The sequence below is a fragment of the Streptomyces sp. NPDC043746 genome (assembly GCF_056436485.1).
In genome coordinates, this window is the sequence record NZ_JBWKCM010000014.1 from 123,521 (window position 1) to 139,090 (window position 15,570).

At 70.9% G+C, this 15,570-nt stretch carries 12 protein-coding genes and 1 tRNA gene; 8 read left to right on the forward strand and 5 right to left on the reverse strand.

The window, feature by feature from the left end:
• Nucleotides 1–90: 90 nt before the first annotated feature.
• From AC0682_RS17470 to purM, 6 genes are all read left to right on the forward strand, one after another.
• The gene (locus AC0682_RS17470) at nt 91–651 is read left to right on the forward strand and encodes an ArsR/SmtB family transcription factor (protein WP_478533709.1); all 561 of its coding nucleotides are present in this window, start codon (nt 91–93) and stop codon (nt 649–651) included.
• Nucleotides 652–700: 49 nt separating this feature from the next.
• On the forward strand, nt 701–1,597 hold the full coding sequence (locus tag AC0682_RS17475; RefSeq protein ID WP_478533710.1) for a M23 family metallopeptidase: 897 nt from the start codon (nt 701–703) through the stop codon (nt 1,595–1,597).
• 10 nt (nt 1,598–1,607) lie between these two features.
• Complete coding sequence (locus tag AC0682_RS17480) at nt 1,608–2,405, forward strand: maleylpyruvate isomerase family mycothiol-dependent enzyme (RefSeq protein ID WP_478533712.1); 798 nt, start codon at nt 1,608–1,610, stop codon at nt 2,403–2,405.
• 79 nt (nt 2,406–2,484) lie between these two features.
• Nucleotides 2,485–3,372 carry an META domain-containing protein gene (locus AC0682_RS17485; protein WP_478533761.1) on the forward strand — a complete coding sequence of 296 codons (888 nt, stop codon included), beginning with the start codon at nt 2,485–2,487 and terminating at the stop codon, nt 3,370–3,372.
• Between the two features lie 342 nt (nt 3,373–3,714).
• Nucleotides 3,715–5,241, forward strand: coding sequence for an amidophosphoribosyltransferase (gene purF, locus AC0682_RS17490; RefSeq protein ID WP_254812068.1), 1,527 nt, complete (start codon nt 3,715–3,717; stop codon nt 5,239–5,241).
• A 60-nt stretch (nt 5,242–5,301) separates the two neighbouring features.
• Nucleotides 5,302–6,375 (forward strand): phosphoribosylformylglycinamidine cyclo-ligase, encoded by a 1,074-nt coding sequence (purM, locus tag AC0682_RS17495; RefSeq protein ID WP_254812067.1) that lies wholly within the window; start codon nt 5,302–5,304, stop codon nt 6,373–6,375.
• Nucleotides 6,376–6,548: 173 nt separating this feature from the next.
• Here the strand turns inward: purM and AC0682_RS17500 are convergent, their stop codons facing one another.
• A complete protein-coding gene (locus AC0682_RS17500; RefSeq protein WP_018488416.1) occupies nt 6,549–6,806 on the reverse strand; it encodes a DUF3073 domain-containing protein in 258 nt (85 codons plus the stop codon).
• Nucleotides 6,807–7,107: 301 nt separating this feature from the next.
• Entirely contained in the window at nt 7,108–8,199 is a 1,092-nt protein-coding gene (locus AC0682_RS17505; RefSeq protein ID WP_254812066.1) for a Leu/Phe/Val dehydrogenase, read from the reverse strand.
• A gap of 176 nt (nt 8,200–8,375) precedes the next feature.
• Between AC0682_RS17505 and AC0682_RS17510 the strand changes: the two genes are divergently transcribed.
• Entirely contained in the window at nt 8,376–9,239 is an 864-nt protein-coding gene (locus AC0682_RS17510) for a DUF8083 family protein (protein WP_254812065.1), read from the forward strand.
• A gap of 731 nt (nt 9,240–9,970) precedes the next feature.
• On the forward strand, nt 9,971–10,177 hold the full coding sequence (bldC, locus tag AC0682_RS17515) for a developmental transcriptional regulator BldC (RefSeq protein ID WP_003949541.1): 207 nt from the start codon (nt 9,971–9,973) through the stop codon (nt 10,175–10,177).
• A 668-nt stretch (nt 10,178–10,845) separates the two neighbouring features.
• Here bldC and AC0682_RS17520 read toward each other — a convergent pair.
• The 3 genes from AC0682_RS17520 to hrpA all read right to left on the reverse strand — a co-directional run bounded on the left by AC0682_RS17520 (nt 10,846) and on the right by hrpA (nt 15,472).
• Complete coding sequence (locus AC0682_RS17520; protein WP_478533713.1) at nt 10,846–11,172, reverse strand: DUF6274 family protein; 327 nt, start codon at nt 11,170–11,172, stop codon at nt 10,846–10,848.
• 152 nt (nt 11,173–11,324) lie between these two features.
• Nucleotides 11,325–11,399: transfer RNA gene (locus AC0682_RS17525), tRNA-Asp, on the reverse strand.
• 128 nt (nt 11,400–11,527) lie between these two features.
• Complete coding sequence (gene hrpA / locus AC0682_RS17530) at nt 11,528–15,472, reverse strand: ATP-dependent RNA helicase HrpA (RefSeq protein ID WP_254812063.1); 3,945 nt, start codon at nt 15,470–15,472, stop codon at nt 11,528–11,530.
• Nucleotides 15,473–15,570: the final 98 nt, after the last annotated feature.

Consider the following 15,570-nt stretch of genomic DNA (forward strand, 5'->3'; position numbering starts at 1 on the left):
CGACAGCCCCCGCCCGGGTCGTCCGGGCGGGGGCTTCGGCTTTTCCGCACGCGCTTGTCAGGGATTACGTAATTACGTAAGGTTGGTGTCATGGAGCTGGAGCAGCGGGTGGCCGAGCTGGAGCGGCGGCTCACGGCGCTGGAGCGGCGGGACCGGGAGTCGCCCCGCCTGGGCGACGGCGACTTCTGGGCGCTCAACGGGCTGAAGCAGCAGCTCGCGGACGTCGGGGAGGCCGGCGCTGACGGGGGAGTGCTCTTCACGGGAGCGGTCCGGCTGCCGACCGGCGAGCAGTACGAGTGGCAGTACGGCGCCTTCACCGGGACCCTGCTCGACGGCGACGGCGACGGCGACGGCGACGGGAACGGCGGGGCGGGCGAGGGCCGGTCCGACGGCGGATCGGCGGCGGCGGACGCGCTCGCCGCGCTCGGCCATCCCGTACGGCTGCGCCTGCTCCGCGAGATCCTCGGCGGCCGCCGCACGGCCGCCGAGCTGGCCGCGCTCGACGCGGTCGGGACCACCGGCCAGATCTACCACCACCTGCGCCAGCTGACCGGCGCGGGCTGGCTCCACACGGCCGGCCGCGGCCGGTACGAGGTGCCGGCCGCCCGGGTGGTGCCGCTGCTGGTGGTGCTGACGGCGGCGGCGCCCTAGGACCTGCCGACGGACGGCGGGCCCGGTAGACGACAACGGGGAAGCGATCATGTCTGTACGCACCGTCCTGGCCACGGCCCACCGGCTGTCCTGGCTCGTCCTGATCGCGCTGGTGATCGCGGCGTTCGTCACGGATCTGCCCGGCCCCGGGTGGGCCACCACGTTCCTGCCCGCCGCGGTCGTGGCGGTGCTCCTGCTGACGACGACCGCGCTCCAGGCCAGGGCCGGAGCGCCCCGGGGCGAGCCGCGCGAGCCGGTGGAGGTCGACCCGCCGGTGACCGGGCGGTGGACGGCCCTGAACAGCCCGGCGGACAAGGTCCCCAGCCATGGGACGCACGGGTACGGACAGACGTACGCGATCGACGTCGTGGCCGAGCCGGAGGTGGCGGACGGCGATCCTCCGGGCCGCCCCCCGTTCCGCTTCATGTGGCCGGTCGTCCGCCGCAACCGTGACTTCCCGGCCTTCGGCGCCCCGCTGCTCGCGGTGGCCGACGCCACGGTCGTCCGGGCGAGCGACGGCCAGCGCGACCACCTCAGCCGCACCTCGCTGCCCGCTCTCGCCTACCTGATGTTCATCGAGGGCAACGTCCGCTCCGTCCTGGGCGTGCACCGCGTCCTGGGCAACCACGTGGTCCTGGACCTCGGCGGCGGTGCGTACGCGGTCTACGCCCATGTCCGGCGCGGCTCGCTGAAGGTGAAGGCCGGGGACCGGGTGCGGGCCGGGCAGGAGATCGGGTGCGTGGGGAACTCCGGCAACACCACCGAACCCCACCTCCACTTCCACCTCATGGACGGCCCCGACCCCGACGCCGCCCGGGGCGTCCCGTTCACCTGGCGGGGCGTCGGAGTCCCGGCGAACGGGGAGACGTTCACGGTGGACGCCGTTGACGGCGCGGGGGAGCGGGTCGTACGGGACCGGCCCGGCGTCGTCGGCGGGGCCGGTTAGTCTCGGCCCCATGCCCCCGGCCAAGAAACGCCCGCGCGCCTACGACCACCTCAGGACCCGGACGGCGGTCCTCGCCCAGTTCGGCCATGTCCGCGACGCCGTCCGGGGGTTGGCCCCCGAGCAGCTCGCCCGGCCGACCCGGCTCGACGGCTGGGCGGTGCGTGACCTGGTCGCGCACATCGCGCAGGGGCTCGGCGCGGTCAGCCGGGACCTGGCCCTGCCGGAGCCGCCCGGCCCCAAGCCCGGGATCTCGCTCCTGGAGTGGGCACCGGCCGTGGCGGCAGCCGTCAGGGACACCACGGCCCCGCCCCCGGCGGCCACCCGCCCCGACCTCCTCGCGCTGTACGAGGAGGTGGAGGCCGGGTTCCTCGCGGACGTCCCGGCCTCCGGCACGGGGGACCGGCTGCTGGCCACCCGGGTCGGCTCCATGCGGCTGGCCGACGCGCTGGTCACCCGGACCGTCGAGCTGACCGTCCACACGGACGACCTGAACGAGGCGCTCGGGCTGGAGATCCCGTACGACCGGCAGGCGCTGGCCGCCTGCACCCGGCTGCTGGCGGACACCCTCGCGGGCCGGGCGCCGGGCGGCTCGGTCGAGGTGCGGGTGCCGCCGTTCGCGGTGGTCCAGTGCATCGGCGGCCCCAAGCACACCCGGGGCACCCCGCCCAACGTGGTGGAGACGGGCCCGCTGACCTGGGCCCGTCTCGCCACCGGACGTACGGAGTGGGCGCGGGCCCTGGCGGACGCCGAGGTCAGCGCGAGCGGCGAACGGGCCGACCTGGGAGGACTGCTCCCCCTGATGCGCTGAAGCACCTGGTGGTGAGCGGGACCACCCCGGTCGGAGCAGGGAGCGGAACCGGATCGGGCCCCTGTTCCGTCACATGGCCATGCGCACACAACGTACGGAAGTCAGCACCGGCACCGGCACCCGTGTCAGCACCGGTGTCGGCACCGGCATCAGCGTCCTGGCCCTCCTCACCCTCGCCGCCTGCGGTACGGAGTCGGGCTCCGGCCCGGCCGCCGGCGGCAGCGACACCGCGCGGAGCGATGTGCCCGTCACCGGGGTCGCGTGGCAGGTCGACTCCCTGACCGCCGGAGGGAAGAAGACCCGGGCCCCCGAGGGGTCCCGGCTGGAGATCGACCCGAAGGGCCGGGCCACGGCCTACTTCGGCTGCAACCACATCGGGGCGAAGGCCGACGTGGAGGGCGACCGGATCACCCTGAGCGAGCCGAGCCACACGGAGATGGCGTGCGGGGAGGAGACCGACAGGTTCGAGAGGGCCGCCGTCGCCGCGCTCGACGGCGTCCTCACGGCGAAGCTCTCCGGTGAGAAGCTCACCCTCACCGCCGAGGGCGGCGACACCATCCAGCTCAGCGAGGAGCGGCCCGCCGACCTGGCCGGCACCCGGTGGGCGGTGACCACCCTGATCGACGGCGAGACGGCGACCTCCGTCCCCGCCGACCTCCCGAAGGAGCGGGTGCCCCACCTGACCTTCGGCGAGGACGGCACGGTCCAGGGCAACTACGGCTGCAACTCCTACCGGGGCGAGGCCGGGGTCAAGGACGCCACCATCACCTTCGGCCCCCCGGCCGGCACCAAGAAGCTCTGCCCGGAGGCGGAGATGGAGACGGAGCGGGCGGTCCTCGCGGTCCTGGACGGTCCGACGACGTACACGATCAAGGGCTCCACGCTCACCATCACGGCGGAGGGGGGCCAGGGCATCACCGCTCAGGTCGCCCCGGCGGAGTCCGAGGGCACCCGGGAGCAGGGCTGAACCCGGACCGCCGGTGTGAGGCTCACCACGAAACGAGCGTTCGGCCAGTGGCCGCGACGGGTTCCGGTCAGGTTCACCGAGCGCCACGGCCGGACGGTCGCCACCGAAGACCGCCCTCCCTGCCTACCGGTCGGTAACGGGCCTCGTTGCCCGGCAGTGAGCCCCGGCACCGGCTCCCCGCCCATCCTCGACCTGAAGCGATGGTCACGCATCGTAACTGCTCGAAGTCCCGCGAATCACCCGCCCGGCACGGTGTGCGGAGCCGTTCCCCGTGCTCCGCCCCGGCATTGCCGACCGGTCCCCAATTCGGACCAGTGGTCGATCTCGCCTACACTCGGTGCTGTGCCCCGTGGTGATGGACGACTCAACCACGACCTGCTCCCCGGAGAGAAAGGCCCCCAGGACGCTTGTGGCGTCTTCGGTGTCTGGGCTCCGGGTGAAGAGGTCGCCAAGCTCACCTATTTCGGACTGTATGCCCTGCAGCACCGCGGACAGGAATCCGCGGGCATCGCAGTGAGCAACGGGTCCCAGATCCTGGTCTTCAAGGACATGGGACTGGTCTCGCAGGTCTTCGACGAAACGTCTCTGGGTTCCCTCCAGGGCCATATCGCGGTCGGTCATGCCCGCTACTCCACCACCGGTGCCTCGGTGTGGGAGAACGCGCAGCCGACGTTCCGTGCCACCGCGCACGGCTCGATCGCCCTCGGCCACAACGGGAACCTGGTCAACACCGCCCAGCTCGCGGAGATGGTCGCCGACCTGCCCCGCAAGGACGGCCGCGCCACCCAGGTCGCCGCGACCAACGACACCGACCTCGTGACCGCGCTGCTCGCCGGGCAGCGCGACGAGAACGACAAGCCGCTGACCATCGAGGAAGCCGCCGCCAAGGTGCTCCCCGACGTCAAGGGCGCGTTCTCGCTCGTCTTCATGGACGAGCACACCCTCTACGCCGCCCGTGACCCGCAGGGCATCCGCCCGCTGGTGCTCGGCCGGCTGGAGCGCGGCTGGGTCGTCGCGTCGGAGTCCGCCGCGCTCGACATCTGCGGCGCCAGCTACGTACGCGAGATCGAGCCGGGCGAGCTGATCGCCATCGACGAGAACGGGCTGCGCACCTCCCGGTTCGCAGAAGCGAAGCCCAAGGGCTGTGTCTTCGAGTACGTCTACCTGGCCCGCCCGGACACCGACATCGCCGGCCGGAACGTGTACCTCTCCCGGGTGGAGATGGGCCGCAAGCTGGCCGAGGAGTCGCCCGTCGAGGCGGATCTGGTCATAGCGACCCCGGAATCCGGCACCCCCGCCGCGATCGGGTACGCGGAGGCCAGCGGCATCCCCTTCGGCGCCGGACTGGTGAAGAACGCCTATGTCGGCCGGACCTTCATCCAGCCTTCGCAGACCATCCGCCAGCTCGGTATCCGGCTCAAGCTGAACCCGCTGAAGGAAGTCATCAAGGGCAAGCGCCTGGTGGTCGTCGACGACTCGATCGTCCGCGGCAACACCCAGCGCGCGCTGGTCCGGATGCTCCGCGAGGCCGGGGCCGCCGAGATCCACATCCGGATCTCCTCGCCGCCGGTGAAGTGGCCCTGCTTCTTCGGGATCGACTTCGCCACCCGCGCCGAGCTGATCGCCAACGGCATGACCGTGGACGAGATCCGCACCTCGATGGGGGCGGACTCCCTCGCGTACATCTCGATCGACTCCATGATCGAGGCGACCACGATCGACAAGCCCAACCTGTGCCGCGCCTGCTTCGACGGTGAATACCCGATGGAGCTTCCGGACCCGGAGCTGCTCGGCAAGCAGCTGCTGGAGACCGAGCTGGCGGCAGGGCCCGCGGCCACCGCCGCGGCCGACGCGCTGCGCCGTCCGTGACCCGGACGGGCCGCCGCCCCTCCCACCAGCCCCGTATCTCCACACGAAAGATCCCAGGCCATGTCTGAGACAACAGGTGCTTCCTACGCGGCGGCCGGCGTCGACATCGAAGCCGGTGACCGCGCCGTCGAGCTGATGAAGGAGTGGGTGAAGAAGACCCAGCGCCCCGAGGTCGCCGGCCTCGGCGGGCTCGGCGGCTTCGCCGGTCTCTTCGACGCCTCGGCGCTGAAGCGGTACGAGCGTCCGCTCCTCGCCTCCGCCACCGACGGTGTCGGGACGAAGGTGGACCTGGCGCGGCAGATGGGCGTGTACGACACGATCGGCCACGACCTCGTCGGCATGGTCGTGGACGACCTCGTCGTCTGCGGGGCCGAGCCGCTCTTCATGACCGACTACATCTGCGTCGGCAAGGTGCACCCCGAGCGTGTCGCGGCGATCGTGAAGGGCATCGCGGAAGGCTGTGTCCTCGCGGGCTGCGCCCTGGTCGGCGGCGAGACCGCCGAGCACCCGGGGCTGCTGGGCCCGGACGACTTCGACGTCGCCGGAGCCGGTACGGGTGTGGTCGAGGCCGACCGGCTGCTGGGCCCGGACCGTATCCGCAAGGGTGACGCCGTCATCGCGATGGCGTCCTCCGGTCTTCACTCGAACGGGTACTCGCTCGTCCGCCACGTGGTCTTCGACCGGGCCGGCTGGACGCTGGACCGGCAGGTCGAGGAGTTCGGCCGGACGCTCGGCGAGGAGCTGCTGGAGCCGACCCGGATCTACTCGCTGGACTGCCTGGCGCTCACCCGCACGACCGAGGTCCACGGCTTCAGCCACGTCACCGGCGGCGGCCTGGCGAACAACCTGGCCCGGGTCATCCCGGACGGGCTGCACGCCACCGTGGACCGCTCCACCTGGACCCCCGGCGCCGTCTTCGACCTGGTCGGCAAGGCCGGGAACGTCGAGCAGCTGGAGCTGGAGAAGACGCTGAACATGGGTGTCGGCATGATCGCGATCGTCCCGGCCGACTCCGTGGACGTGGCACTGACGACCCTGGCCGACCGCGGGGTCGACTCCTGGGTCGCCGGTGAGATCACCGACCGCGGCGACCACGCCACGGGTGCCGAGCTGACCGGCAGCTACGCCCGCTGATCCGTACGACGGAGACCGCGGTGCGCCGGGTGGTGATCGCCCCGGCGCACGCGGCTCCGTTCAGGAGCACGCGAAAGCCGCCGGTGCCGACACGTCGGCAGGCTCGGCGGTATCGGGACGCACAGAACCCGGCCCGGGGCAGGCCCGGACCGGGTTGATGTGTCAGCGCGAGGTCAAGCGCCGCGGCGCTGTGACGACGGACCGGACTGATCGTCCTGATCGTCGTCATCGTCCTTGTTGTAGCGATCCGCGTACTGTGCGTACGGGTCATCTTCCTCGTCGTCGTCCTCGAACGGCTCCGCGTTCGGTGGCTGACTCGAAGGCGATGCGCCCAGCTCATTGGCCAGACGCGACAGGTCCGTCCCGCCAGTGCTGTACTTCAGCTGGCGGGCGACCTTGGTCTGCTTGGCCTTTGCCCGGCCGCGCCCCATGGCTCGACCCCCTCGGTGACGGGGCTCGACGGCCCCAGAGTCTTGACACGCGTTCATGTTTCAGGACGGACTCTCGACGGAGAGACCGCGCCCGTAGGGCTTTAACGGTACCTGCTTCCGTGGCCGTACGGTACGCCGCCCGCGTCTTGCGCCCCGGTGCAGGACCAGTGGAGAGCCCCGTCCCCGCTGGTCAACTGCGATTTTAACCTCTTCTGGGCGGACGACCCGCCGACCGGCGTGAGTCTTCTCTCCCGAGGGGCCCCGTGGACCCCCACCGGTCGGCGTGCCGCCCGCCCACACGTCAGCGGTCGCGCGCCTCCGCCATCCGCTGCTCGGCGATCCGATCGGCCGCGGCGGCCGGCGGAATCCCGTCCGCCTTCGCACGTGCGAATATTTCCAGCGTGGTGTCGAAGATCTTCGTGGCCTTCGCCCTGCACCGGTCGAAGTCGAACCCGTGCAGCTCGTCGGCCACCTGGATCACGCCACCGGCGTTGACCACGTAGTCGGGGGCGTAGAGAACCGACCGGTCGGCCAGGTCCTTCTCGACACCCGGGTGGGCCAGCTGGTTGTTGGCCGCGCCGCAGACCACCTTGGCGGTGAGCATCCGCACGGTCTCGTCGTTCAGGGCGCCGCCCAGCGCGCAGGGCGCGTAGATGTCGAGGCCCTCGGTGCGGATGAGCGCCTCGGTGTCCGGGGCCACGGTGACCTCGGGGTGCAGCTCGGTGATGCGGCGCACCGACTCCTCGCGGACGTCGGTGATCACGACCTCGGCCCCGTCCGAGAGCAGGTGCTCGACCAGGTGGTGGCCCACCTTGCCGACCCCGGCGACCCCGACCTTGCGGCCGCGCAGCGTCGGATCGCCCCACAGGTGCTGGGCCGAGGCCCGCATGCCCTGGAAGACGCCGAACGCGGTGAGGACGGAGGAGTCGCCGGCGCCGCCGTTCTCGGGGGAGCGGCCGGTGGTCCAGCGGCACTCGCGGGCCACGACGTCCATGTCCGAGACGTAGGTGCCGACGTCGCAGGCGGTGACGTAGCGTCCGCCGAGCGAGGCGACGAACCGGCCGTAGGCCAGGAGGAGTTCGTCGGTCTTGATCTTCTCGGGGTCACCGATGATGACGGCCTTGCCGCCCCCGTGGTCGAGCCCGGCCAGGGCGTTCTTGTACGACATGCCGCGCGACAGGTTGAGCGCGTCGGCGACGGCCTCGGCCTCGTTCGCGTACGGGTAGAAGCGGGTGCCGCCGAGGGCCGGGCCCAGGGCGGTGGAGTGGAGGGCGATGACGGCCTTGAGGCCGGTTGCGCGGTCCTGGCAGATGACGACTTGCTCGTGGCCCCCCTGGTCCGAGTGGAACAGGGTGTTCAGTACATCGACAGGCGCGCCGGTCACATCGGTCACTGTGGTGACTCCCAAATAACGAAGCGGCGGAAGACCCTCCTAGGGGTGGGGAGGGCCTCGGACCGACCGGCACGGCCGGTCCGATGGGCAAGAGCGTAAGTCCTCCGGCGGCGCGGATCTCCCCCCGTGCGGAGGATCACCCCCTGGGGGTGATCCTCCGTGGCACGATGCGCTGCATGTCGGTGGTGTCTTCCGTGTTCGTCCCTTACACGTCCTACCTCCGGGTGTACGAGCCGCTCGCCGCCTTCGCGGAGCCCGAGCGCAGTCACTGGGCCCGCTACGCGCAGCGCCCGGTGCTGCCCGGCGCCCAGGACGAACTGCGCCGCGCGCTGGCCGACCTGGTGCCGACGCCGCCGGTCGGCGTGCCGGTGCACGAGAGCGGCGACGCGTTCGTGGCGGAGGTCGGCGGGGTGGTCTGCGTCTGCCCGTGGCGGACCCGGCTGCGGGGGTGGCTGGCGCTGGAGGAGCTGGAGGGGTCGGGCGCGCAGGGGGGAATGTTTCCGGCCAACGTGCTGGACGCCCTGCTGCCGGAGGTGGTGCGGGGCCAGGCGCGGGCCGACCACGAGCGCTGGCGGCGGCGGAACCCGGACGCGCGGCCGTGGATCCGGACGACGGTGTGGCAGGTGCCGGTGCGCTGGTTCGTCCTCTTCCGGGACGAGGAGCGGGAGTACGCGGCGGCCGACGGCGAGGGCGGGGAGCCGGTGCTGCGCTACCGGACGCCGATGGTGGAGGCCCGGCGCCGGCTGGCCCGGGGGCTGCGGACGCTGCGGGAGAACGTGGCGCAGGGGCCGCTCACCGAGGGGCTGGTGGAGGTGGGGCGGTGGCTGGAGGAGTTCCATCCGCACTCGCTGGTGGAGCTGGACTACGGGGGCCTGGTGCACGCGCTCCCCGCCGAGCAGCTAGCCGGGGACCGGTCGGCGGCGGATGTGGCGGAGGGGCTCGCCGCGCTGGGCAGCGGTGACGGCGAAGCGGCGGGGGCGGCGTACGCGCGGCTCGCTGAGCGGTGGCGGGCGGTCCGCGACCGCCAGTTCACCAACTGACCGCCCGGTTCTGCCGGCCGGTCACTCCCTCGCCGCGGCGGCCCGTCGCCCTGGTCACCAATTGACGTGAAAAGACCCACAGCGGCATCAACGGGATGGAACCGGGGCATCCTTCATTCAGGACGGACCGGAAGGCCGAGCGGGCGGAAAGGAGGGAAGTGCGAGCCCGGCGAGGGGGCCGACCGGATCGCCTGGGCGGAGGCCACGAAGGGGAACTGACGGACCGTGAACCTGTGTCGCGTGGGACACGTGTGGTGGGTGGGGTGGAAGCGTACGTCTTCTGTCCCAGGACCTACGTCCCGAACCGGGCCTTTGCCTCAAGCGTGATGGATAGCACTAACGGGTCCCTTGCGCCCATCCCTGCTCCTCGTGCCAAAATAGGACAAGGAGTCCGGGGAGGGCTCCTTCCGTCCAAGTAAGGGCGGAATGCTCAGCATTGCACTCTATGGGGGGTCTGACGACTCCTGATCGCTCTGTGACTGATCGTCACGGTGGCGTGACTGTCCGCTATGGCATGGTCCATCGGCTTCCGTCGCTGATGAACACCTGGGAGGGCAATTCCATCGGTTTGGCCGACGCGGCTGGACGGATGGTGTAGTTGTAGTGCCGAGGACAAGCCGTTCGTCCTATAACCGACTCGGCCCGCGTCCGCCATTTCGGGCAACGCGGGTCAAGGTGCAGAATTTAGAGGAAAGAACCGAGAAGGTTCGGTTCTCCCGAGGAGGCCGCTCATGACCGCTCGCACCCCTGATGCCGAGCCGCTGCTGACCCCGGCTGAGGTTGCCACGATGTTCCGCGTGGACCCGAAGACGGTCACCCGTTGGGCCAAGGCTGGCAAGCTCACGTCCATCCGCACGCTCGGTGGACACCGCCGGTACCGCGAGGCAGAGGTCCGCGCACTGCTTGCGGGTATTCCGCAGCAGCGCAGCGAGGCCTGACACACCCCTGCCACGCAGCTCGACAGCAGCACAGCATCACAACCGGGCAGCCGCCGGGTCCCCCAACCTCAGGCCGCCCCTGCATAGCTCCACTCGACGGACGCCTGCCCCAACGGGCGTCATACCTGTGTGACGGGTGCGTCGTTTCGATCGCGCTGGACTCCGCCGGGTCCAGCGCGATCTTTTCGTTCCCCGCCAGGGACGGCCGGGAGCGCCCTGGATGCGCAGGGGCGCCTGGGAATCCAAGGCCCCGCAGAAGGGGGCGCCAGCCCCTCCCGAGCCCTCTCGTGCCCCCGTGAACGGCCCGTACACCTGCCTCCTGCGCCCGAGGGCCGGTGGCCGATAACCGGGTGGTCGGTCGGCTTCCGGTCCGTCGCGGCGTTCGCGCCGCACCGCCCGGATGCCCGGTCCCGCCGCCGTTCGTGACTCTGTGAGCGGGTCTGTGCGGGAGTGGGGGTGAGCGTCCCGGACGCCGTGGGACAGCCCCGGACGGAACGGTCCGGCCGAACGAACACCCCGGTGCAATTGCACATATTAAATTCGCCACTTGTAGGGGAGGCGTAAACTCCCCCGGTCTGAAAACTCATTCGGTGACACCCGTCACACCGCATGACGCTTGCCAACTCCGAGCCTGCCACTGCCGGGAAGCGGAATCACCCGGCCGATGGTCACCGTCCGGAGGGCCTTTCGGCCCTGTCCCGGCTCTCGTCGCCTTCCGTCGGTACGGCGGCGCCCTCGGCGGCGACGGGAACGGCGGGCCGTCCGGCGCGTTCCCGGGACCCGTACGAGCCCTCCGGAGGCTCCGGGGTCGCCGCGGTGGCGTGGGAGGGCTCCGGGGGGCCTGGAGGCGTCCCGCTCTCCCCCTGCTCCATGGCGAGGCGCAGCAGCCGGTGACAGACGGGGCAGTGGCGGGTGAGGTGGCCGTAGCCGGACGCGGCGGCCAGATGGGCGCGGAGCAGTGCGCGGGTCTCGTGTCGTGCTGCGGACGCGGACATGCGAGCCACCTCCCGGTGAGCCCGGCCGCCCCCCGCCGTGAAGAGCGCCGAGGGAACAGGGACAGCCTCGTCCCTACGGGGTACCGGCGCCGACGAAGGGCGTCAAGACGCGAGAAAGCCCGGATCGAGGAGATCCGGGCTTTCTTCTGCTGCGGTCCTGACGGGATTTGAACCCGCGGCCTCCACCTTGACAGGGTGGCGAGCACTCCAAACTGCTCCACAGGACCAGGTTTTCGCCGCTTGCCTTGCGGCCTGCTGCGAAACCAGACTGTACAGGAGGTGGGAGGGTCAGGTCGACTTCACTCCTGGTGGTGGCTCCGTCACCGCCTCCCGGGCCCCCGCCGGACCCTCCTCCTCAGGGCGCCAGGGCGTCGATCGCCTTCACGATCCGCTTGTCCGAGACGGGGAACGCCGTGCCCAGCGCGTGCGCGAAGTAGCTGACGCGCAGTTCCTCGATCATCCAGCGGACGTCCAGCACCTCCTGCGGCACCGGCCGTCCCTGCGGGAGCTGTTCGAGCAGCCAGGCGTACTCGTCCTGCATCTCGTGGACCTTCTCCATCCGCGTGGTGTCCCGCTGCACGGCCGTCGGCATCTGCTGGAGCCGCCGGTCGGCGGCCACCAGGTAGCGCATGAGGTCGGGCAGCCGGCGCAGACCGGCGGCCGTGACGAAGCCGGGCGGCACGAGCCGGGCCAGCTGGTCGCGGACGTCGGTGACGTTGGCGAGCAGAGTCGGGCTGGTGGTCGCCTTCAGCCGGCGCTCGCAGGCCTGCCAGGCGGCCAGCACCTGCTGCACCTGGTCGACCGTGCGGACGGTCAGGTCCACCAGATCGGCGCGGACCTTGTCGTACAGCGTCCGGAACGCCTTCTCGTCCCACGCCGGGCCGCCGTGCGCGGCGATCAGCCGGTCGGCGGCGGCGGTGGCGCAGTCCTCGAAGAGCGCCTGGACCGAGCCGTGCGGATTGCGGGAGAGGGCCAGCTTCTGCTGGTTGGTGAGCCGGTCGGAGGCGAACTTCGCCGGGTTCACCGGGATGTTCAGCAGGATCAGCCGCCGGGTGCCGCGCCACATCGCCTGCTGCTGCTCGGCCACGGTGTCGAAGAGCCGTACGGCCACAGTGCCCGCCGCGGCTCCCTCCTGGTCCACCAGGGCCGGGTACGCCTTCACCGGCTGCCCGGCCCGCCGCGTCTCGAAGACCTGGTCCAGCGTGCCGATCGTCCAGTCCGTGAGGCCCGAGCGCTCGATGGACTCGCCCGAGGGCCCCGCGGTCGCCGCGGCGGCCTTGGAGAGGGCCTGACGGGCCTTGGGGCGCAGCTTCAGCCGGAGCGCCTCCAGGTCCTTGTCCTCCGCCACCTTGCGGCGCCGCTCGTCGACGATCCGGAACGTGATCTTCAGGTGGTCCGGGACCCGGGAGAGGTCGAAGTCGTCCGCAGTGACCGGCACCCCGACCATCCGGTGCAGCTCACGGGCGAGGGTGACCGGCAGCGGCTCCTGGAGCGGAACGGCCCGGTCCAGGAACTTCTCCGCGTAGTTCGGCGCGGGGACGTAGTGGCGGCGGATCGGCTTGGGCAGCGAGCGGATCAGCTCGGTGACGACCTCCTCGCGCAGCCCCGGGATCTGCCAGTCGAAGCCCTCGGCGGTGACCTGGTTGAGCACCTGGAGCGGGATGTGGACGGTCACACCGTCCGCGTCCGCGCCGGGCTCGAACTGATAGGTCACCTTGAACTTGAGCTTCCCCTGCCGCCAGGAGTCCGGGTAGTCGTCCTTGGTGACGGCCCCGGCCTTCTCGTTGATCAGCATGGAGCGCTCGAAGTCGAGGGCGTCGGGCTCCTCGCGCTTCTTGTGCTTCCACCACGAGTCGAAGTGTGCCCCGGAGACGATGTGCTCCGGAATGCGCTGGTCGTAGAAGTCGAAGAGCGTCTCGTCGTCCACGAGGATGTCGCGGCGCCGGGCGCGGTGCTCCAACTCCTCGACCTCGCCCAGCAGTTTGCGGTTGTCGTGGAAGAACTGGTGGTGGGTGCGCCAGTCGCCCTCGACGAGGGCGTTGCGGATGAACAGATCCCGCGAGGCCTCCTGGTCGATACGGCCGAAATTGACCTTGCGCTGGGCGATGATCGGCACCCCGTAGAGGGTGACCCGCTCGTACGCCATCACCGCGGCCTGGTCCTTCTCCCAGTGCGGCTCGCTGTAGGTGCGCTTCACCAGGTGCTGGGCCAGCGGCTCGATCCACTCGGGCTCGACCCTGGCGTTGACCCGCGCCCAGAGCCGGGAGGTCTCCACCAGCTCGGCCGACATCACGAAGCGGGGCTGCTTCTTGAAGAGCGCCGACCCGGGGAAGATCGCGAACTTGGCGCTGCGCGCGCCCAGGTACTCGTTCTTCTCGGTGTCCTTCAGCCCGATGTGCGACAGCAGCCCGGCCAGCAGCGAGGTGTGGATCGCCTGCTCGGGGATCGACTCGTCGCCCTTGGGCTCCTCGACGGTGATCCCCATCTGCTTGGCGACCGTCCGCAGCTGCGCGTAGATGTCCTGCCATTCGCGGATGCGCAGGAAGTTCAGATACTCCTGCTTGCACATCCGGCGGAACGAGGACGAGCCGCGCTCCTTCTGCTGCGCGCGGACGTAGGCCCAGAGATTGAGGAAGGCGAGGAAGTCGGAGGTCTCGTCCTTGAACCGGGCGTGCTGCTGGTCGGCCTGCGTCTGCTTCTCGGCGGGCCGCTCGCGCGGGTCCTGGATGGAGAGCGCGGCGGCGATGACCATGACCTCGCGGGCACAGCCGTTGCGGTCGGCCTCGATGACCATCCGGGCCAGCCGCGGGTCGACGGGAAGCTGGGAGAGCTTGCGGCCGAGCGGGGTGAGCCGCTTCTTCGGATCCTTCTCGCCCGGGTCCAGCGCCCCCAGCTCCTGGAGCAGCTGCACACCGTCGCGGATGTTGCGGTGGTCCGGGGGGTCGATGAAGGGGAACTTCTCGATGTCCCCGAGTCCTGCTGCGGTCATCTGGAGGATGACGGAGGCCAGGTTGGTCCGCAGGATCTCCGGATCGGTGAACTCCGGCCGGGTGACGAAGTCGTCCTCGGAGTAGAGCCGGATGCAGATCCCGTCCGACGTACGGCCGCAGCGGCCCTTGCGCTGGTTGGCGCTGGCCTGGGAGATCCGCTCGATCGGCAGCCGCTGGACCTTGGTGCGGTGGCTGTAGCGGGAGATACGGGCGTTGCCCGGGTCGATCACGTACTTGATGCCGGGCACGGTCAGCGAGGTCTCGGCCACGTTCGTCGCGAGGACGATGCGGCGGCCCGTGTGGCGCTGGAAGACGCGGTGCTGCTCGGCGTGCGAGAGACGGGCGTAGAGGGGGAGCACCTCGGTGTGCCTGAGGTTCCGCTTGTTCAGCGCGTCCGCCGTGTCCCGGATCTCCCGCTCCCCGGAGAGGAAGACCAGGACGTCGCCGGGGGCCTCGTGGCTCAGCTCGTCCACGGCGTCGCAGATCGCGGTGATCTGGTCGCGGTCGGAGTCCTCGCTGTCCTCTTCGAGGAGCGGCCGGTAGCGCACCTCCACCGGGTACGTCCGCCCGCTGACCTCCACGATCGGCGCGTCCCCGAAGTGGCGCGCGAACCGCTCCGGGTCGATCGTCGCGGAGGTGATGACGACCTTCAGGTCCGGGCGGCGCGGCAGCAGCCGGGCCAGATAGCCGAGCAGGAAGTCGATGTTGAGCGAGCGCTCGTGGGCCTCGTCGATGATGATCGTGTCGTACGCCAGCAGCTCGCGGTCCGTCTGGATCTCGGCGAGCAGGATGCCGTCCGTCATCAGCTTCAGATACGTCGACTCCGGGTTCACCTGGTCGGTGAAGCGGACCTTCCAGCCGACGGTCTCGCCCAGCGGCGTCTTCAGCTCGTCCGCGACCCGCTCCGCGACCGTGCGCGCCGCGATCCGGCGGGGCTGGGTGTGCCCGATCATGCCCCGGACCCCGCGCCCCAGCTCCATACAGATCTTGGGCAGCTGCGTGGTCTTCCCGGACCCGGTCTCACCGGCGACGATCACGACCTGGTGGTCGCGTATCGCCTCCAGGATCTCGTCCTTCTTCTGGCTGACCGGCAGCTCTTCGGGGTACGACAGGGCCGGCAGCCGGGCCGCGCGCGACGCGAGCCGGTCGGCCGCCTTGCCCGCCTCGGCCGCGATCTCGTCCAGCACGGACTGGCGGGCCTCGGGCTTGCGGATGCGGCGCGCTCCTTCGAGGCGCCGGCCGAGCCGGTTCGCGTCGCGGAGCGAGAGCTGTCCGAGCTGGGACTGGAGATCGGCGAAGGAAGTAGACATACGGATCCCAGGATCTCACCCGGGCGCGAGGAGTGGCGACCGCATTTCGGGCGGACTGCGTCACGCGCCACGTACCCTTTCAGGCAGCCGAACGCTCG